Here is a 19837-nt window from a genome sequence, read left to right on the forward strand (position 1 = left end):
AAAATAATTGGTAAATTTATCTAATCTCAAATTTACTAGCACAACAGGTTAAATTTATAATATTTTATATGAACATTATATAGGGAAATAAAATAATATATAAATATAAAAAAATATCTTGATTTTTTTCATATAAAGTATTATGATATATAAAACATAGTAATTTAATAGGAATTAAACATAGCGATTAGGGAAAGTAAATTATGTAGAGTAGACAGAGAGGAGCTTCTAGGTTGAGAAAGCTCTATGCATAAGCTTAATTGAAGTGCCCCTATGAATGTTAGGTCGAATAATAGTAGACTGTTACGGAATCTCCCGTTATCGAGATACAACATGTTAGTGTTGGAAAAGAGATAGGCATTATTACTATTATTTTGTCTAAACAGAGTGGGATCGCGGAGTTAAACTTCTGCCTCTGAGTTATCAGAGGTAGGAGTTTTTTTATTTTCTATAAAAATAGTAATTTTGGGAGGTGATGCTAGATATACAACTAGAATATTGGGAATATTTGGAATCAACTTGAAATTATTCTATTGTGTCTCTCCAACTTTATCGTTGGAGTAGACTTGATTTTTAGTCAGCAATCCAAAAATCAGACGTACTAATTTACGAGAGGTAAGTGCAAGTGCTCGTTTATGTTGATGAGTTTTCACCTCATCAAACTTTTTAGTATAGAATTCTTTGTATTCTAGTGAATGGTTCTTAACACTGTTAGCAGCTTCAATTAAATAGTATCTAAGATAGGTATTACCTGTCTTAGTCATATTAGTATCATCAGAAGTATAATCGCCTGATTGGTTAGTTCTCCAAGTTAAGCCGGCATATTTAGCTAAGGCATTATGTGAATTAAATGCACTAATAGAACCAATTTCAGCCAAAATACCACTAGCTAAAACAGGACCAATACCTGGAATTGATCTTAAAGATTGATATTCATTAGTGTTAATACCTTTAATGTTTTTCTCAATAGCTTTATCAATAGTTTTAACTCCATTTTGAAAAGCATTTATTAGATTAAAAGAGGATGCTATTGAAACGTTAATAGGTTCGTATAGCATTTCATCTAATCGATAAGAATTTCTTGCAGCTTTTTGTAATAATTTAGCTGTTTCAAGTGGGTCACCAAATCGATTTTTACCTTTTTCCTTGACAAAAGCTACTAAATCTTCAATGGAAGAATAGGTAATATCATCCAAAGATAAAAATTCAGTTAAAACCGCTGCACAGGTAGCACCATATCGATCAGCAAAAGGTCTATCATCGTTATCTAAAACAGCTAATTGACTAAACTTTAGGTATATGTTAGAAACCATGTAAGTTTTTTCACGTGTAATACACTCAATTAAATGTAGTCTATGACGTGTTAGCCTTTGTAAGGCAAGGAATTGTGAACCACGCCAAGGTGAGGAGCAAATTCTTCCACATCTAGCAAAGTCAGCAATAACATATGCATCTAAAGGATCAGTTTTGTCCATATCTACAAAAGATTTTCTGTAGTTGACAATAGTCTTAGGATTAAGGCAATACACTTTGGGATCAAAGAAGGATAACCCCTCATGTGAAGATAGAAAATTAGCCACATGAATACTATAAATAGAAGTAGACTCTAAGGCAATAACAACAAAATTGAGGTTATTAGAAATCAAACATTCCAGAATGCTTTCTGACATAGAAACAGCACCAGGATTGTTATTTGCAGCTTTTAAATTAAGAAGTTTATTGCCTTGAAAATCGAGAGCACATAAGACGTTAGTTTTAGAACTAACATCGATACCAACAAACAAAGTTGATAAAATATTGTTCTTCATATTATCACCGCCTTTCATAAGATGGTATGGGAACAATTAGTAAAAGAGATATCCTAATCTTAGTCACTAACTTCAACCTCGCACTATTAGCATTCATCTCTGAAAATTACCTTGCTGTTGGTCTAGTCAAAGAGATGCAGCATCTGTGTTAGAAGATTATGATGACTAAGTCAGGAAGCATGCTTTTTAAGCAATAACCATATGGCTTTGCAAGGAGTGGCAGAATTATCCTTTGCTAATTATTCGTAGTTTAATTATAGCATTAGGATATCTCAAATAAAAATTGTATTAAAAATATAAAAATATGCTTAGAATACTTAATAAAAAGTGATTCTAAACATATTATACGAGGAGTGTAGTTATGAATACAAATTTTGCAGTAATAATAAATATTATAATTATGTTAACAATTATTTATGGTCTAGTATTTTTGAAGAAAAAAAGAGTTTCTTTTACAGTTAGAGTTCTTCTAGCAATGGCTTTTGGAATTATTTTTGGTGCAGTACTTCAGACAATTTTTGGAGCATCATCTGATATAGTGAATCAGTCTAGTACTTGGTTTTCCATTATAGGAACAGGTTATGTAAGACTTCTTAGGATGATTGTTATTCCATTAATCTTTGTTTCAATAACATCTGCTATAATAAATCAAGATTCTAAGAACTTAGGCAAAATGGCAAGTCAAATAATTGTTATTTTACTAGTAACAACAGCTATATCAGCTTTTGTTGGGGCAGGTACAGCTAATATATTTAAGCTCTCTGCTGAAGGCCTTCAATCTGGAGAAAATGAACAAAAAGCAGTTGTAAATCTAGAGACTCGTTTAGAAGATTTCAAATCAAAACCAATCCAGGAGCAGATAGTCGAGATAATACCAACTAATCCATTTTATTCAATGACAGGTCAAGGTAGTTCTGCTACTTTATCTGTTGTAGTATTTGCAACATTTATAGGGTTGGCTACCATAGGTATAAGAAAGAAAAACTCAGAATCAGCTGAAAATTTTACTAAGATTATAAAGTCTCTTCATGATGTAGTAATGCGTATGGTTACTATGATCCTTAGGCTGACACCTTATGGAGTATTGGCACTTATGACGAAAATGGTATCTACAAGCAATTTTGCTGAAATACTAAGACTCCTAAACTTCGTAATGGCTTCATATGTAGCTTTATTAACAGTTTTTATTATTCATCTAGTGATTTTAGCAGTATTTGGAATAAATCCGATCATTTATTTAAAAAAAGCAGCAACACCTTTAATGTTTGCATTTACTTCCAGATCATCTGCTGGTACTTTACCAATAAACATAGAAACTCAAGTAGAGAAAATGGGGGTATCTCAAGGGCATGCAAATCTATCGGCTTCATTAGGTACTAGTATTGGGCAAAATGGATGTGCAGGAGTTTATCCAGCAATGCTTGCAGTAATGATAGCGCCTACAGTTGGTATCAATCCATTGGCTCCAGCTTTTCTAATTAAATTAGTTATAGTTACAACTTTATCTTCTTTCGGCATAGCTGGTGTAGGAGGAGGAGCAACATTTGCAGCTTTAACAGTTCTATCAGCAATGGGTTTGCCAGTAGGATTAGTAGGGTTACTAATAGCGATAGAACCATTAATCGATATGGCTAGAACTATGGTTAATGTAAGTGATTCAATTGTAGCAGGACTTATTTCAAGCAAGCTTATGCGAGAATTAAACACTGAAGTATATAATGGTGAAATAAGTATAGAAGGATAACAATGTAGGAATTAGGACAATTATAAATCAAAATGTGTAGTATATACTACACATTTTGATTTATGTACCTGCTTTTGTTTGGATTTAATATTGGCATGATAATTGCAAAATTAAAGATTGAAAATAAATAAGGTTACCAGGAGGACTGGATAATGAAAAAGTTAATTAGAAAGTGGCTAAATAAACTAGAGGAAGCAAATAAGGAAAGCTTTGGTTCAGAATCACTGGATTGTTGTCATCTAGGTAAAAAAACAAATACAGTACAAGCAAGTAAGAAAACATCTCAATCAAATTAGATTCGACTATTTCTCAATATCAAGGAAGTGGCTAATTTGAAATTGATACCATATATAATACTATCAATTATTATTTATTTAATTGTTAGGAAAGAAGAAAGATCATATGTAAATAGTAGAGATGAGAAATGTAGAAATTGTGGAATGAAAATAGATAGTGATTTCTTATATTGTCCATATTGTAAAGAAGAAATTAAGAAAGTATGTGATTGCTGCGGAAAATTAATAGATATAGACTGGAGATACTGCCCATTTTGTGAAAAGGGTACGCAATGAATTAATAATATTGAATTAGACTATGCTTCAAATCTTAAGTCATGAAATATATTAGTTATTGATATAAAAAATATATTTATAAAAATTATTGGAGGTAGAAATTATGAAAAATAATAGACATGAACATGGATGTGGCAAACATATGATTTTAATGTTATTCGTTTGTCTAATTCCCATAATTGCAATTACAGGATTAAGATATTTTAATATTGGAGGTCAATTTTTATCAAGACTACCATTTTTCTCAATGTTCCTTATATGCCCTTTAATGCATATATTCATGATGAAGGCTATGATGGGACATGGTAATAAAAGTTGCCATGGAGGAAATGTTAAAAAATATAAATAAACAACCTAGTTAAATTTAACTAGGTTGTTTATTTATATTCTATATAAGCTTGTTCTTCTTCGCCTCAGTCTTCTCTTCTTTTTATTTATGGCTATTATTCTTACAACTATAAGAATCACGGCTAAAAGTATATACCATTTGCTTAAGATCTTTTTAAAAAGACTAGGATTAGGTAATGGTTCTACATCCATAGTAGAGATAATATCAGTTTCACTAATAGTCTTTCCATCTAAAATATATTCAACTTTACCAATTGTTTGTCCTTTTGATATTGGAGCTTTTAAATCATCCATTATAACTTTTTCCTGTACCTTATCTTTCTGTCCCTTTCTAATTATAAAATGGGAATCTGTTTTAGTAACACCAGATACAAAAGGCACTACTCCATTATCTACTTTAAAATTGTCAATAAACTTATTAGCAAAGCCAAGATTTATATTTTCAAAATTTTCAATTCCATAGTTTAATAATTTATGAATATCAGAATAAATATTCTTTCCATTGGATTTCAATACTACTGCTATAAGATTATGACCGTCTTTCTCTAAAGATATGACAAGACATTGTTGAGCAGCTACTGTATATCCTGATTTAACACCATTTACTCCGTCATATTTAATAGGTACAAGTTTTCCATCTACGTCAATTTTTTCATTGCTGTATAAAACTTTATTAGCTGATTTTAAATATCGCTGTTCAGTTTTTTTATTTGTTACAGGAATTATATACGTATAGTTTTTAACTATAGACCTAAATTTTTCATTTTTCATTGCATATCTAGCAATTAATGCTAAGTCATATGCTGTTGTTTTATGGTCTTCATTAGGTAAACCATTGGGGTTTATAAAATTGGTGTTTAATGCCCCTAGTGACTTTGCTTTTTCGTTCATAAGCTTGCTAAATGCTTCTATACTTCCAGAAATATGCTTTGCTATGGCAAAGGCTGCATCATTGGCAGATTCTATTAATAATGCATTTAATAGCTGTTCTAATGATAGCTTTTCTCCTGGTTCTAAAGCTATATGGCTGCCACTGGTTAAATTAACAACTTCTTCATCAATAGTCACTATATCTTCCATATTGCCATTTTCAATGGCAAGTATTGCAGTCATAATTTTAGTAGTACTAGCAGGATAAAGTTGAGAATGTGAATTTTTTTCATATAAAATCTCTGAGGTATCCGTATCGATTAAAATAGCTCCCTCTCCAGATAGATTTAAATCTTCTGCAAAAGAAAAGGAGTATGTATTAAGCAAGAATATAAAAATAAATAAAATTAAAACTTTTTTCAAACTATCCACCACCTTATCTTGATAATAAGATTATACCAGAAAAACAATAAATAATTAAGTGTAAATATTTTTAAAAGAAGGAAATAGAAAAAATAAATCGAATATTAACAAATAATAATATATTTAGGGGGTATATAAATATGGATTCCTTTACAAAGAGAGAACAAATCGTTATACTATTAATAGTTTTTATAATTATCCTTACCTTATGTTTCAAAATTTTCATGAAGGACATAATTAAGTCAAAGGATGATATCATGGAAATTAGCAGTTCTGAAGATACAATAGACATGAAAGAAGATAATGTAATGGATAGTGAGGATAAGATTATTATGGTTCATATAAGTGGACAGGTTTATAACTCAGGAATAATAGAATTAGAAATAGGGAGTAGATTAATAGATGCAGTAAATTTAGCTGGGGGATTGAAAAAAGATGCTGATATAGATAAAATAAATTTGGCAAAGAAATTAGAAGATGAAGAGAAAATATATATACCTAAGATTGGTGAAGAATTAATAAATGATGCAATAGTTACTACTGACTCTAAAGAAAATTCTGGTAAAATAAATATAAATACTTGTACTAAAGAGGAGTTAGTATCTTTGCCAGGTATAGGAGATGTTATTGCAGGAAGAATAATTGAATATAGAGAAACAAATACATTTAAAAGTATTGATGATATTAAAAATGTTTCTGGTATAGGTGATAAAAAATTTGAAGGTATAAAAGAATTAATAATAGTAAAATGAAGAGGTGTAGTTATGGAAAAGAAATTAACTCAATTAACAAAGAGTTCTGGTTGAGCAGCTAAAATCGGACCCGATATATTGGCACAAGTTTTGTGCCATTTACCAAAAACTTATGATGAAAATTTATTAGTAGGATTAGATACATCTGATGATGCGGCTGTATATAGAATAAATGATGATTTGGCCATGATTCAGACATTAGACTTTTTTACTCCAGTAGTAGATGATCCATATACATTTGGACAAATTGCAGCAACAAATTCCTTATCCGATGTTTATGCTATGGGTGGTGAACCAAAATTAGCTATGAATATAGTATGTTTTCCAAGTTGCTTAAATCCAAATATATTAGGAGAGATACTAAGGGGAGGATATGATAAGGTAAAGGAAGCAGGAGCTATTACAGTAGGAGGACATACAGTAGAAGATGATGAGCCTAAGTATGGGCTATCAGTTGCAGGATTTGTACATCCAGATAAAGTCCTTACAAATAGTAATGCTAAACCAGGAGATATACTTGTAATAACTAAACCATTGGGTTTAGGTATTATAAATACTGCAATAAAAGGTGAGCTAGCAGATAAGGCTACCTATGATGAAGCAGTAATGGTAATGTCTACATTAAACAAGTATGCTAAAGAGGTAATAGATCGTGTAGGTGGAGTTAATAGCCTTACAGATATAACAGGGTTTGGACTATTAGGTCATGCTTTAGAAATGGCTGTTGGCAGCTCTGTAACCATAAAGATAAACCATAAGAATATTCCAGTAGTATCTAATGCATTAGAATATGCAGGGATGGGATTGGTACCTGCAGGTGCTTATGCAAATAGAAGTCATACAGGAGACAATGTATATATTAATGAATACGTTCCAAAGGATATAGAAGATATTCTATTTGACCCTCAGACTTCTGGAGGGCTTTTGATATCTATTCCAAAGGAAAGAGAAGGAAAGTTATTGGAAGAATTAAAATCAATTCCTACTAAATATGCAGTAGTTGGAGAGGTATGTGAAAAAGAGGAGCATTACGTAGTAGTAGAATAGAAAATAAGGAAGGGATTATATGTCGGAAAAAAACCTATTTAAGTTAATACCCAAAGTAGACGAAGTACTAGATAAAGATAGTATAAAGGAACTACTAAGATATATGCCGAGGAAAATTGTATTAGATAGTATAAGGGCGGAAACAGAAGAACTTAGATTAAAAATCAAAGAAAAGAAAATTTCAGAAGAAGAAATAATAAAAGAGATCCAATGTATTGATATTAAGATAAAGATGCGAGCAGAAGAAAAGAATGCATATAAATTAAAGAGAGTAGTCAATGCTACTGGTGTAGTAATTCACACTAATTTGGGAAGGTCACTAATCAATGAAAAAATCATGGAAAATGTTAAAGAAATAGCAGTTAACTATTCAAATTTGGAATATGATTTAGAAACTGGTGCAAGAGGTTCTAGATATAGCCATTTAGAAGAAATAATTTCTGAAATAACTGGTGGAGAAGCGGCCATGGTTGTTAATAATAATGCAGCAGCAGTAATGCTTGTATTAAGTACTATGGCTAAGGATAGGGAAGTAATAGTATCTCGAGGTGAATTAGTTGAGATAGGTGGTTCCTTTAGAATACCTGATGTAATGGAACAAAGCGGTGCATCTTTAGTTGCAGTTGGAACTACAAATAAAACCCATGTATGGGATTTCGAAAATGCAATAAATGAAAATACAGGAGCTTTATTAAAAGTTCATACTAGTAATTATAGAATATTAGGCTTTACATCAAATGTTGATTCTGAGGAGTTATTGCCATTAAAGGAGAAATATAATTTACCTCTAATAGAGGATTTAGGTAGTGGGGTTCTTATAGATTTATCTAAATATGGTATAGAGTATGAGCCCACAGTTCAAGAATCTCTAAAAAAAGGTGTTGATATAGTAACATTTAGTGGTGATAAGCTTTTAGGAGGACCACAGGTAGGAGTTATAGTGGGAAAAAAGGAATATATTCAGGCTATGAAGAGAAATCCATTGACAAGAGCATTTAGAGTAGACAAATTTACTATATCTGCCCTTGAAGCAACTTTGAGATATTATCTTGATGAAGGCATAGCAGTTGGAGAAATTCCTACATTAGCTATGCTTGTTATGAGTTTGGCAGAAATAGAGGAGAAGTCTCTAAGACTTAAATCAATGTTAGAAGAGAAAATTTCTGATGATTTCTTAAAAATAAATATAGAAGATAATTTTTCAGAGGTTGGAGGAGGTTCCTTACCCTTAGAGAAATTAGCTACAAAGTGTATAGTGCTTACTTTACACAGCTTGAGTACTCAAGAATTTGAAAATAATTTAAGAAAGTTTCATATACCGATTATTGCTAGATTGTATAAAGATAGAGTGTATTTAGATTTAAGGACAATTAAGGAAGAAGAATTTGATATTGTTGTGGAAGGAATATATTTTGCTTTAAATAAGGTTAAAGGAGTTTAATAAATGAAACATGTAATTATAGGAACAGCAGGTCATATAGACCATGGAAAAACAACTTTAATTAGAGCTATTACAGGCAGAAATACAGATAGACTAAAGGAAGAACAAGAAAGGGGAATATCTATCGAATTAGGTTTTACCTATTTTGATTTACCATCTGGGCAAAGGGCGGGAATAATAGATGTGCCAGGCCATGAAAAATTTATTAAGAATATGCTTGCAGGAGTCATAGGTATAGATATTGTTTTATTAGTTGTAGCAGCAGATGAAGGTATAATGCCTCAAACATTAGAACATTTATATATTTTAGACTTATTAGGAATCAAAAAAGGATTCGTTGTTCTTACAAAGTCTGATTTAGTAGATAGTGAATGGATTGATATGGTTGAAGAGGAAGTGCAGGAAGAAATAAAAGGAACATTTCTTGAAAATACACCTATAATACGAGCTTCTTCTACTACTAAAATAGGCATAGGGGAAATTATAAATCTTATAGATAAAGATGCAGCTGAGCTAGAAGATAAAAATGTAGATGATATGCCTAGACTGCCAGTTGATAGAGTATTTTCAATATCAGGGTTTGGAACTGTAGTTACAGGGACTTTGTTATCTGGAAAATTTAAGTTAGGGGATGAAGTACAGGTGTTTCCCGGAGACAAAAAAGCTAGAATAAGGACATTACAAGTTCATGATAAGGATGCTGATATTGCTTATGGGGGACAAAGGGTAGCTGCTAATTTAGCAGGATTAAAAAAAGAGGATATTAGTAGAGGAGATACTATAGCCCCTGTTGATTCAATGAAGGATACTATGATGCTTGATGTAAAAATTAAGCTTTTGAAAAATATTGATAGATATATTAATAATAGAACAAGGTTAAGACTATATATAGGCACAAAGGAAGTTCTATGCCGTATTGTATTGTTAGATAAGGAAGAGATAGGTCCTGGTGAAGAAGCATATGCTCAGCTTAGGTTAGAAGAAGGAATAGTGGCTAAAAGAGGAGATAAATTTATAATTAGATTTTATTCTCCTATGTTTACAATTGGTGGAGGAGAAGTATTAGAGCCTAATCCAAATAAAAAGAAGAGGTTTGATGATAAAGCCATAAAAGAATTGGAGATTAAAGAGATGGGTTCTTCTACAGATATCATCGAAAATATCATTGAAGAAAAATCTAAGGAGTTTCCAACAACAAAGGAAATTGCTGTTTTTACTGCTATGTTAGAAGAAAACCTTAAAGAAGAAGTAAACAAGCTTAAAGAAGAAAAAAGAGTTGTATCATTTCCTCTTACTAAGGATTTGCATATAATTCACATAAATTATTTCAATAAGACTAAGGATGAAATTTTAGGGGAACTTAGAAGATTTCACTCCAAATATCCTTTAAGAGCAGGAATGCCAAAAGAAGAAATTCGAAGTAGATTTTTAAAAAATGCAAAACCAAAAGTTGCAGAGGCGTTTATAGACTTGTTAATTGAAAATGGTTATTTAGATCAAAAGCTTGAAAATATTTCAATAAGTGGATTTGAAATAGTATTTGATTCTAATCAATTAAAAATAAGTCAAGATATATTAAAAAATTTCAAAGAGAATCTATATCAACCACCAAGAAGAGAGGATTTAGAATCTATAATAGGTGGAAAGAAAGATGAAATAGATGAAGTCTTTGTTTCACTATTGAATAGTGGGGATATTATAAAATTAAATGAAGAGGTATATATTTCTAAAGATGCATATGATTTAGGCTTAAAGAAATTAAAAGGACATTTTGAAAATAAAGATTCAATATCAATAGGTGAGTATAGAGATTTATTAAATACAAATAGAAAGGTAGCCCTTGCCATTCTTGAATACTTTGACCATGTGAAAATAACAAAAAGAGATAAAGATATTAGGATTTTAATAGATGATTAAATCCATGGATACAAGGGTGAGAGAATGGAAAAAAGAGTATTAATATTAGACAGTGATAAATCTTTTGTAAAAGGGCTGAGATATAGTCTTGAACAAGACGGATATGTTATAGATGCAATATATAATGGTAAAGATATTGTAGAAAGAATAAATGTAAATAATTATAATCTAGTATTACTAGATTTAATATTACCAGATTCTAATGGCTTGAATATTTGTCAAGCCATTAGAAATGCTTCGCAAGTTCCAATTATAGTAATAACTGAGATAAATGAGGATATCAATAAGATTTTAGCTCTTGAATATGGAGCAGATGATTATATTGTTAAACCTTTTAATATTCTTGAATTAAAGGCGAGAATCAAGGCAATATTAAGAAGAGTGGGTTATAAACTAACTGAGTTAAATAGCCAAGTAATAAAGATAAAAGATTTTACAATCAATACAATAGGCAGAAAAGTAATTATAAAGGATCGAAATATAAACTTAACTGGAAAAGAATTTGATTTATTTTTTGTTCTTATTTCAAATCCCGGTAAAGTTTTCAGGAGAGAAGAATTATTGGAATTAGTATGGGGATATGCGTATTATGGTGATTTAAGAACAGTAGATGTTCATATAAGACGAATTAGAGAGAAGATTGAGAAGGATTCATCTGATGTACAATATATTATGACTAAATGGGGAGTTGGCTATTATTTTAATGATTCTAAGTTATAAGTTGGTAATTTCTTACACAAATATAAAAGTACTCCTTGACAGATTTTGTCGATATGCTATAATATAATAGTTGCAAAATTGCATATACCTTGGGGGTAGATGAGTCCTGGTGGGCTCTCTGGTCTTCAAAACCAGCGCGAGGGGTTAAGAGCTTCTTGGGTGGGTTCGATTCCCACATATCCCCGCCATTGATTATTAGCGACTTAGGTCGCTTTTTTTATTTTTTGGTTTATTTTATAACTCTTATATTTTTGTCTTGCGAGCCAGTAGATAAAATTAATGAACTTGTGGAAATTGCTAATGAGCAAGAAACGGAAATTAGAGAACTAAAGAAAAAGGGGGATTAATATGGATATAACCAATCATGCTAAAGAAAGATATGTAGAGAGAATTAAGTGCTAGTCTATAGACTTAAGCACAATTAATCACAGTCTCTTTTATAAAGATGTAGGTCTTTTTGACTAGGTTTAGACTTTATGTAAGTTAACTTTTTAAGATTTGGATAATCAATTGCTAGTAAAAATGTTATAAGATCATTTGTTATATATTTGTAATCAAATTCATTAATGCCTCTATAAATATATAGTTCATTTTCTAGTTCAATTGACCTGCTTTTAATTAGTCCGGTTATATTATCAATAAATACATATACGTATAAAAAATGATTTTTGTTGTAGTTTATTTTATTTTTTTCTTTTAGATGTAAAAATATTTTATTGTTTCTATCTGATTTAGTATCTAAAACAAATCTTGAAATTTTTAATTTTTTTATATCTAAATTATATTTTATATACATATTATTTAGTTCATTTCTAAATGCTTTTTCGGCACTTTTAAAATAAATATCTATATCTTCATAAAATTGATATTTTTTTATCTCTTTAGAATCCATATTATATACAGAGTAATTTTCTTCAAGATATTTTATTATTTCAGGATAATTCCTTTTATCAAATATAATTTTATTAGAATACTTATTTATAAGATTTTCAATTCTTTTTAAAAATACATCTTCATGAACTTGAAACTTATCATTGTAATTATACTCTTTTATATTAGACATGTTTTTTTCTCCTAGTTATCTAGAAAAACAGTGAATATATATATTCACTGTTTTTCTAATTTTATATTTTGAGTCTTAACATCTAAGTATATTATTTAGGCCATACATTATACCATCCATTACCTGCTACAGCAAATTCTCCAGTATGAACCACAAAACCACCTGATTTAATTCTAACTTGATAATGCAATCTATCAGGCAAAGAAATAGTATCTACATGAAATGTACCAGAGCTTAACATGTTTCTAAAAGTATAGGAATAGTCATCTTCATGTAATATGTCAGTATTAATTGCTCCATCTCTAACTTGAATAGTTCCATTAAAAGCCATAGCTTGATAACGATTTGAAAGGCTAAAATACAACGAAAGATCATATATTTCAGAGTCAAGTTTATCCATATAGAACTTTACAGAACCAACATTAGCACTTGCTAATCCATGCATATCCCTTTGCAGTGGATCAGTAAGATATAATTCAATTTCGCCTTCATAATTACCTTCATCATTCAATTTTAATTCAACATCTATATATTCATCTACTATACTTTCCGCATTAACAGTAGTAATAGATCCAAACACAAATACAATTAGCAAAATAAATGAGAAAATTCTAATTTGTTTTTTCATAATTATCCCCTTTCTTCAATAACAAATAAGTAGTTACAAAATGAAATAGCTTTCAAGTTTGTTTAAAATATCCTATTACGGATAATCATACTAGAGTATATGTTGAATATCAAGGTGAGAATATAAAAAGAGCTTGAAAGTATACTCTAATAATCTTTAAATCAAACAACAATTTACCTCAATTGTTGTTTGATTTAAAGATAAGGTCAAAGTAAATTTGTATTGTGAAAACAATTTGATTTCATAAACATCCTTCCTTAGTCATATTTTGATAGACATATGTCTATCAAATTTTATATTCATAGTAACCCAAAGTATCCCAGTTGCTAACAGATTTACTGACATTATGAAATGAAAACTGTTTTTATTATTTTAGTGTTTTTGGCCCCTTCTTTTAGAAATATATTTATAATATTTATACTGCATATAAAATATGTTTTTTATTGAACTATAGTAATTTATTCCTGTTTGTATTTTCTCTAATCATATAGCTTTAATTACTTTCATCTTATTTCTTGGGTTATCTTATGATTATCCTTGTATACTAAGAACAAATTTATTATAGGTTTCTAAATTGTTGCATTTGAATACGGAAATGAAAAATAGAGTTCTTGATATATTGAGGGAAAGATTAAAGGAATTGTATAGCGAGTTTAAGAGAGTTTAGTTATTGATGAACAGTTTTTTATTTATGCGACGTAATTATTAAAAGTGAAGATGCAAATATTAAAATTTGAATAATGTGGTGTTAGAAAATAAGAATATTTCATATGAATTATAAAATTGCTTATTGACAATTTTAGTCAATAAGCATAGTATATGAGTATAAGCGAATATAATCATAAAGATATATAAAAATATAGGGAGATATGAAATGGATATAGTGCAAATATTAAAGGCATTAGGTGATGAAAATAGAATTAGGATATTAAATCTATTAAAAGATGGACAATTATGTGTATGTGAAATTGAGCATATACTAGGGATTACACAATCAAACGCTTCAAGACATCTCACTAAGTTAAGTACACTTAGGATTGTGGTATATGAAAAAAAGGCTCAATGGATATATTATAAATTAAATGAAGAAACTTTGGAACAATTTCCATTTGTAAAAGAACTTCTAGAGAATGAACTAAATAAAATAGACATATGTAATCAAGATATAGAAAATTTAATTAAATATAAAAATAGTGGAATGACTTGTGAAAATTTGAGAGATTATAAATATAATAGTGAAAATAATTGTAAATGCAAAAATAATTAATGGAGGCAAAAAAGATGAGCGATTTTAAAAAGATAGATGTTAGAAATGCTGTTCGTAATAGTTATGGTAAAATAGCTAGAGGAAATGTAAAAGAGGATGGTTGTTGTGGAGGAGGTATTAAGCTTAATAAATCTTCAATAGAGATATCATGTAAGATTGGATATTCTAATGAAGAAATATCAACTGCTCCAGAGGAAGCTAATATGGGGTTAGGTTGTGGAAATCCATAATTAATAGCTAATCTTAAGGAAGACGAAACCGTTATAGACCTCGGAAGTGGAGGGGGATTCGACTGTTTTTTAGCCTCCAAAAAAGTTGGGATTAAGGGATATATTATTGGAGTTGACATGACTCCAGAGATGATTAACAAATCTAGATCTATATCTAAAAAGTATAGATATAGAAATGTAGACTTTAGACTAGGAGAAATTGAAAATCTTCCTGTAGCAGATAATACTGCAGATGTAATTATTTCAAACTGTGTTATAAATTTATCTCCCAATAAGCAAAGGATATATAATGAGGCTTATCGTGTATTGAAAAATGGTGGTAGAATTGCTATTTCTGATATAGTTCTTGTTAGAGAATTAACAGAAGAAATGAAACAAGATGAGAACCTTTATTGTGGATGAGTTACTGGGGCATCTTCAGTTGAAGAATTAAAATTATATTTAGAAAAGGCTGGTTTTAGTAATATTAGCATTGAAACCCAAGAAGTATCAGAGGAATATGCTGAAAAATGGGCACATAATTTAAAGGTTGGAGAATATATTATGTCTGCATCAATAAAAGCAATAAAATTATAGAATTTATGTTGTATTTTTATTTAACATAATGACTAAAAATTGAATGATTTATTTGAACACTGCATTATTCAAATTTGAATTTTGTGGTGTTTTTGTGTTGCGTTTTAACTAACTAAAGTTATTTATATAAGGGAATAATCAGAAATTGAGATGAGAACGCCGAACATTGAAAACTGAATAATACGGTATTAAAAAGTAAAGTATTTCCATAAATTTATTGGTGTTATATGATATGTATGCTACAATATATCATATAAGCAGATCATAGTCGTATAATAAGGCGAACTACAGATTATTTGTATTATATAAACTTTACTACGGAGGTACTTATGAGAACTCACTATTATTTAGGTTGGTTTAACGATGTTTTTCCTGAGAAGCTGGTTAAGTTGTTGCATGAGGATATAACTGATAGGAAATCTCTTGTTATGATTAGTGCGAATCCATTTCTTTATGAAGATGAGGAAGTTGGTACCACTGAACGCTCGTGGCTTGACCAGGCCAACATTATGTTTGATAAATATTATTTAATTGATTATGGCGTACAGAAGGGAGAGGCACAAAAATTAATTCAAAATGCTTCGGTCATTTTCTTGTTGGGTGGAAATATCGTTGAACAGAACGGTATTTTGATTGAATATGGATTGTCGGATTTGATTAAAAAAAGCAGAGCCGTTGTGCTGGGAACAAGCGCTGGTGCGATAAACATGTCCGCTAAATGGTTATGCTCGAAATACACTGGCTATAAAGGTGAAATAAGTTCTATTTGCGATGGTATCGGCCTTGACAATTTTTCTGTCTTGTCTCATTTTGATCTTGAAAATAACATTGAGCAGATTCAAGTTGAACTATCTCTCTTATCAGAAGAAATAAATGTTTATGCGTCGAACAAAGATTGTGCTGTACGCGTAAAGGGAGACAAAATCGACATTTTAGGCAATGTATATTTAATTTCCAACTCAAAGACTCAGAAGTTGGATGAAACGCTTTAGTTGTAGTGAGTTGCTATGGCTTAACTGAATTAATCTCTTTATACAAAGATTCTGCAACAGGCAAGGTCATGGTCGCATAAAGTATAAGCATAATCTATAGTAAGTTTCTTGCACAATATTTATAATAAACGTTATGTTGTAAGAAACTAAATATTTAATTGAGATACCGTATTATTCAGAAATGAATTTTACGGTATTTTTGGTTTTATAAAGATGGTTATTGTATTTATTGCTTATATATAATATTATAAATGCATATTGATAGACATGGATAAAATCATTTCTAAAATAGTGCGAAAACAAGGAAGGTTTCCTAATATAAGGAAAAGATTAGAAAATCCTATTTTATATTTATATATATAAATTTCTATTGATATAGTTTGAGTTATTGCAAGATACAGTTGAATTAATTATTCCAAGAGAATGATTTAATCTACAATACTAAAATATAAACAATGTTTTAGATGGCATAAATTTTGCTTATATTAAATTTAGAATTTATTAATGGAGGGAATAAAATTGAAACCAATTATCGGAATAACAACTTTTGAAACAGAGAAAAAGGGATTTCATACTGTTAATAGTTATTATATTAATTCAATATTTGCTGCAGGTGGAATACCAGTAAGCATACCAATTATTTATGACGAGAATGATTATGATTATTATTTAAATTTAATAGATGGTATTCTTTTTACTGGGGGATTAGATATTTCACCTTTAACTTATGATGAAAATCCTTTAAGGGAAATAAATGAAATATCATCCATAAGAGATAAATATGAGTTTGGATTATTTAGAAAGGCATATGATAGAAAAATACCTATATTGGGAATATGTAGAGGACATCAGTTGGCAAATATTGCTTTAGGAGGAAGCTTATATCAAGATATATATGTGCAAACTCCAGATACCTTAGGTCATAATCCTAAAGGAATATCAAAAGATGAACTATATCATTCAATAGATATTAATAAAGATACTAAGCTATATGATATATTTAAATCAGAAAAAGTATTTGTAAATTCCAATCATCATCAATCAATAAAGGAATTGGGAAAAAATCTAACTATTTCTGCATTTTCTGAGGATAAAATAATAGAAGCTATAGAAGCCACAGATGAAAGATTTTTAATTGGTGTACAATTTCATCCAGAATGTCTATCAGAACGTTATTCTCAATTTTTAGATTTATTTAAAGCATTTATATCAGCAGCACAATCTAAATAGAAATATGACAAATAAGATAATTAAATTAGGAGGGATGTTCGTTGGATTGTTCTACTGATTTATTAATGAGAAATACATGGATAGAGGTAGACCTCTCTAATTTAGAGTACAATTTATTTCAAGCAAGAAAAATGTTAAAGCCAGAAACTAAAATAGCTGGAGTTATAAAAGCAAATGCCTATGGCCATGGTTCCATACATATAGCAAAGACATTAATTGAAAATAATGTAGATATGTTAGCAGTTGCATGTCTTACGGAGGCAATTGAAGTTAGGAGACATTATTCAGATATTCCAATATTAGTAATGGGACATACTTCTAATGATAAGTTAAAATTTGCTGTACAAAATAATATAACTCTTACAATATTTAGTTTAGAGCAAGCTATAAGATTGTCTGAAATCGGAGAATTGCTGAATAAAGAAGCTACAATTCATATAAAGATTGAAACTGGATTTAACAGACTTGGTTTAAAAATCAATTCTAGTATTATAAATATAATAGAAAAGATATATAATCTAAAAAATATAAAATTAGAAGGGATATTTACACATTTTGCATTAAAGACATATGAAACTGACAAAAAACAATATGACTTATTTATAGAGATTATTCATAAACTTGAAGATAAAGGTATTCATATACCTATTAAACATGTCTGTGACAGCATAGGTATGGTGAAATATCCAGAATACCATCTTGATATGATAAGATTAGGTTCATTCATGTATGGAGTACAACCATCGGCAATTAAAGAAGAATTTCTAAAGTTGGTTATGACATTTAAGACACAAATATCTCAGATTAAAGAAATTCAAAAAGGCGAAGGTGTAGGTTATGATTATCACTATATTGCAAAAGATAGATGTGTAGTTGGTACTTTGCCAGTAGGATATGCAGATGGATATATGAGATGTCTTACAGACAAAGGAGAAGTAAGTGTTAAAGGCAAAAGGGCACCTATAATTGGTAAGATATGTATGGATCAATGTATGATAGATTTAACCAATATACCTGAAGCTAAAGAGGGAGATATGGTTATTCTATTTGGTGGGGATTATCAGAATTATATAAGTATAGATGAAATTGCTGCAATAGCAGATACAAATAGAAATGAGGTGCTTAGTGTTATCAGCAGGAGAGTGCCAAGAGTATATATAAAGGATTCTAATCTAATAGATATTGTAGGCTATTTATTAGATTAATTATATTTTAACTATAATAAGGAGGTTGCCATGGATAAGTTGTCATTAGAGTCAAGAATCAATGCCGAAGTTTATAATTTCAGTGGAAAGATGGGTTTGTATTTAAATGATTTTAAAGGAAATATAGTAGAGGTTAATTCAGATACTAAATTTGAAACAGCTAGTACAATTAAGGTTTTTGTACTGGCAGAATTATATAGGCAAATATATGAAAAGAAAATCAATGCAAATAAAATCTTAAAATATGAAAAAGAAAATTATGTAGTTGGAAGTGGCATACTAAGGGATTTAGACTATGGAGTGGAAATGACAGCTAAAAGCTTTGCAACACTTATGATTATAATTAGTGATAATATTGCTACCAATGTTTTAATAGACTTACTTGGAATAGATAATATAAACAATACCTGCTTCGCTTTAGGACTTAAGGATACAATTCTTCATAATAAGATAGACTTTGAAAAGTATGATAAGTTAGGAACTACTACTCCAAGAGATTATGGAAGATTTTTTGAATTATTATATAATAATGAACTTTGGAGTAAAGAAATTTGTGAGGAAATGATTGGTATATTTAAAAATCAACATTATAACACTATTTTAACAAGAGATTTACCGCAATATTTCTTAGATGCGGAAAATACTGGTGATGAGGAGTTAATTTCCATTGCTTCAAAAAGCGGCAGCATGGATGCTTGTAGAAATGATGGAGGTATAGTATATACACCTTATGGTGGCTATGTTATATCTTTATTTACAAAAGATTTTATAGATAATCTATATTATAATGATCATGAATCTTATAGATTTGGTGGAAAGGTAAGTAGATTAATATTTGATCAATATATAGGATTGAAAGGTCACTTTAAATAATTTAAATGATAATTAACAATTAGATAAACCTTGGGATATGTAATCTTAGTAATCGGTTGATTAAAATAGGAGAAACATTGGTGTTAGTATATAAGTATGGACACAAAAAGTTTAACACGATACAATAATTA

Annotated in this window: 20 protein-coding genes and 1 tRNA gene; 17 read left to right on the forward strand and 4 right to left on the reverse strand. The window is 29.6% G+C overall.

The window, feature by feature from the left end:
- Window positions 1-530: 530 nt before the first annotated feature.
- A complete protein-coding gene (locus tag ABWP20_RS15905) occupies window positions 531-1808 on the reverse strand; it encodes an IS110 family RNA-guided transposase (RefSeq protein ID WP_353097129.1) in 1278 nt (425 codons plus the stop codon).
- A gap of 361 nt (window positions 1809-2169) precedes the next feature.
- On the opposite strand from ABWP20_RS15905, the gene ABWP20_RS15910 reads away from it, so the two are divergent.
- From ABWP20_RS15910 to ABWP20_RS15925, 4 genes are all read left to right on the forward strand, one after another.
- The gene (locus tag ABWP20_RS15910; protein WP_353097130.1) at window positions 2170-3552 is read left to right on the forward strand and encodes an L-cystine transporter; all 1383 of its coding nucleotides are present in this window, start codon (window positions 2170-2172) and stop codon (window positions 3550-3552) included.
- Window positions 3553-3704: 152 nt separating this feature from the next.
- The gene (locus tag ABWP20_RS15915) at window positions 3705-3848 is read left to right on the forward strand and encodes an LDCC motif putative metal-binding protein (RefSeq protein ID WP_353097132.1); all 144 of its coding nucleotides are present in this window, start codon (window positions 3705-3707) and stop codon (window positions 3846-3848) included.
- Window positions 3849-3884: 36 nt separating this feature from the next.
- Window positions 3885-4124 (forward strand): double zinc ribbon domain-containing protein, encoded by a 240-nt coding sequence (locus ABWP20_RS15920; RefSeq protein ID WP_353097133.1) that lies wholly within the window; start codon window positions 3885-3887, stop codon window positions 4122-4124.
- A gap of 103 nt (window positions 4125-4227) precedes the next feature.
- Complete coding sequence (locus ABWP20_RS15925) at window positions 4228-4473, forward strand: DUF2933 domain-containing protein (RefSeq protein ID WP_353097135.1); 246 nt, start codon at window positions 4228-4230, stop codon at window positions 4471-4473.
- A 32-nt stretch (window positions 4474-4505) separates the two neighbouring features.
- Here the strand turns inward: ABWP20_RS15925 and ABWP20_RS15930 are convergent, their stop codons facing one another.
- Complete coding sequence (locus tag ABWP20_RS15930) at window positions 4506-5774, reverse strand: D-alanyl-D-alanine carboxypeptidase family protein (RefSeq protein WP_353097136.1); 1269 nt, start codon at window positions 5772-5774, stop codon at window positions 4506-4508.
- A 131-nt stretch (window positions 5775-5905) separates the two neighbouring features.
- Here ABWP20_RS15930 and ABWP20_RS15935 point away from each other — a divergent pair, with 131 nt between their 5' ends.
- From ABWP20_RS15935 to ABWP20_RS15960, 6 genes are all read left to right on the forward strand, one after another.
- The gene (locus tag ABWP20_RS15935) at window positions 5906-6517 is read left to right on the forward strand and encodes a helix-hairpin-helix domain-containing protein (protein WP_353097137.1); all 612 of its coding nucleotides are present in this window, start codon (window positions 5906-5908) and stop codon (window positions 6515-6517) included.
- 12 nt (window positions 6518-6529) lie between these two features.
- Window positions 6530-7564, forward strand: a complete 1035-nt coding sequence (gene selD / locus ABWP20_RS15940; RefSeq protein WP_353097138.1) for a selenide, water dikinase SelD — start codon at window positions 6530-6532, stop codon at window positions 7562-7564.
- A 19-nt stretch (window positions 7565-7583) separates the two neighbouring features.
- A complete protein-coding gene (gene selA / locus ABWP20_RS15945; protein ID WP_353097140.1) occupies window positions 7584-9005 on the forward strand; it encodes an L-seryl-tRNA(Sec) selenium transferase in 1422 nt (473 codons plus the stop codon).
- Window positions 9006-9008: 3 nt separating this feature from the next.
- On the forward strand, window positions 9009-10922 hold the full coding sequence (gene selB / locus ABWP20_RS15950; protein ID WP_353097142.1) for a selenocysteine-specific translation elongation factor: 1914 nt from the start codon (window positions 9009-9011) through the stop codon (window positions 10920-10922).
- A 24-nt stretch (window positions 10923-10946) separates the two neighbouring features.
- Entirely contained in the window at window positions 10947-11642 is a 696-nt protein-coding gene (locus ABWP20_RS15955; protein ID WP_353097143.1) for a response regulator transcription factor, read from the forward strand.
- A gap of 91 nt (window positions 11643-11733) precedes the next feature.
- Window positions 11734-11830 (forward strand) — tRNA-Sec (locus ABWP20_RS15960).
- A gap of 233 nt (window positions 11831-12063) precedes the next feature.
- On the opposite strand, the gene ABWP20_RS15965 is transcribed toward ABWP20_RS15960, so the two are convergent.
- The gene (locus tag ABWP20_RS15965; protein ID WP_353097145.1) at window positions 12064-12705 is read right to left on the reverse strand and encodes a hypothetical protein; all 642 of its coding nucleotides are present in this window, start codon (window positions 12703-12705) and stop codon (window positions 12064-12066) included.
- 91 nt (window positions 12706-12796) lie between these two features.
- Window positions 12797-13333, reverse strand: coding sequence for a hypothetical protein (locus ABWP20_RS15970; protein WP_353097146.1), 537 nt, complete (start codon window positions 13331-13333; stop codon window positions 12797-12799).
- 874 nt (window positions 13334-14207) lie between these two features.
- On the opposite strand from ABWP20_RS15970, the gene ABWP20_RS15975 reads away from it, so the two are divergent.
- The 7 genes from ABWP20_RS15975 (at window position 14208) to ABWP20_RS16000 (ending at window position 19706) form a co-directional block, all read left to right on the forward strand.
- On the forward strand, window positions 14208-14600 hold the full coding sequence (locus ABWP20_RS15975) for an ArsR/SmtB family transcription factor (RefSeq protein WP_353097148.1): 393 nt from the start codon (window positions 14208-14210) through the stop codon (window positions 14598-14600).
- A 14-nt stretch (window positions 14601-14614) separates the two neighbouring features.
- A complete protein-coding gene (locus ABWP20_RS18505; RefSeq protein ID WP_503012549.1) occupies window positions 14615-14830 on the forward strand; it encodes a hypothetical protein in 216 nt (71 codons plus the stop codon).
- 3 nt (window positions 14831-14833) lie between these two features.
- Window positions 14834-15232: a methyltransferase domain-containing protein gene (locus ABWP20_RS18510; RefSeq protein ID WP_503012550.1), complete on the forward strand. Its 399-nt coding sequence runs from the start codon at window positions 14834-14836 to the stop codon at window positions 15230-15232.
- 503 nt (window positions 15233-15735) lie between these two features.
- Complete coding sequence (locus ABWP20_RS15985) at window positions 15736-16398, forward strand: Type 1 glutamine amidotransferase-like domain-containing protein (RefSeq protein WP_353097150.1); 663 nt, start codon at window positions 15736-15738, stop codon at window positions 16396-16398.
- Between the two features lie 519 nt (window positions 16399-16917).
- On the forward strand, window positions 16918-17628 hold the full coding sequence (locus ABWP20_RS15990) for a gamma-glutamyl-gamma-aminobutyrate hydrolase family protein (protein ID WP_353097151.1): 711 nt from the start codon (window positions 16918-16920) through the stop codon (window positions 17626-17628).
- 41 nt (window positions 17629-17669) lie between these two features.
- On the forward strand, window positions 17670-18833 hold the full coding sequence (gene alr, locus ABWP20_RS15995; protein ID WP_353097152.1) for an alanine racemase: 1164 nt from the start codon (window positions 17670-17672) through the stop codon (window positions 18831-18833).
- Window positions 18834-18863: 30 nt separating this feature from the next.
- A complete protein-coding gene (locus ABWP20_RS16000; protein WP_353097153.1) occupies window positions 18864-19706 on the forward strand; it encodes a serine hydrolase in 843 nt (280 codons plus the stop codon).
- The last annotated feature ends 131 nt before the right edge of the window (window positions 19707-19837 follow it).

The sequence above is a fragment of the Tissierella praeacuta genome, from assembly GCF_040396155.1.
In the GTDB taxonomy this organism is placed as follows: Bacteria; Bacillota; Clostridia; order Tissierellales; family Tissierellaceae; genus Tissierella; species Tissierella praeacuta_A.

Coding starts and splice junctions, on each gene's coding strand:
- ABWP20_RS15965 (WP_353097145.1), bottom strand. CDS start 12,705: ATGTCTAATATAAAAGAGTATAATTACAATGATAAGTTTCAAGTTCAT.
- ABWP20_RS16000 (WP_353097153.1), top strand. CDS start 18,864: ATGGATAAGTTGTCATTAGAGTCAAGAATCAATGCCGAAGTTTATAAT.
- ABWP20_RS15910 (WP_353097130.1), top strand. CDS start 2,170: ATGAATACAAATTTTGCAGTAATAATAAATATTATAATTATGTTAACA.
- ABWP20_RS15970 (WP_353097146.1), bottom strand. CDS start 13,333: ATGAAAAAACAAATTAGAATTTTCTCATTTATTTTGCTAATTGTATTT.
- ABWP20_RS15955 (WP_353097143.1), top strand. CDS start 10,947: ATGGAAAAAAGAGTATTAATATTAGACAGTGATAAATCTTTTGTAAAA.
- ABWP20_RS15925 (WP_353097135.1), top strand. CDS start 4,228: ATGAAAAATAATAGACATGAACATGGATGTGGCAAACATATGATTTTA.
- ABWP20_RS15975 (WP_353097148.1), top strand. CDS start 14,208: ATGGATATAGTGCAAATATTAAAGGCATTAGGTGATGAAAATAGAATT.
- ABWP20_RS18505 (WP_503012549.1), top strand. CDS start 14,615: ATGAGCGATTTTAAAAAGATAGATGTTAGAAATGCTGTTCGTAATAGT.
- ABWP20_RS15985 (WP_353097150.1), top strand. CDS start 15,736: ATGAGAACTCACTATTATTTAGGTTGGTTTAACGATGTTTTTCCTGAG.
- selB (WP_353097142.1), top strand. CDS start 9,009: ATGAAACATGTAATTATAGGAACAGCAGGTCATATAGACCATGGAAAA.
- ABWP20_RS15935 (WP_353097137.1), top strand. CDS start 5,906: ATGGATTCCTTTACAAAGAGAGAACAAATCGTTATACTATTAATAGTT.
- ABWP20_RS15905 (WP_353097129.1), bottom strand. CDS start 1,808: ATGAAGAACAATATTTTATCAACTTTGTTTGTTGGTATCGATGTTAGT.
- ABWP20_RS15915 (WP_353097132.1), top strand. CDS start 3,705: ATGAAAAAGTTAATTAGAAAGTGGCTAAATAAACTAGAGGAAGCAAAT.
- selA (WP_353097140.1), top strand. CDS start 7,584: ATGTCGGAAAAAAACCTATTTAAGTTAATACCCAAAGTAGACGAAGTA.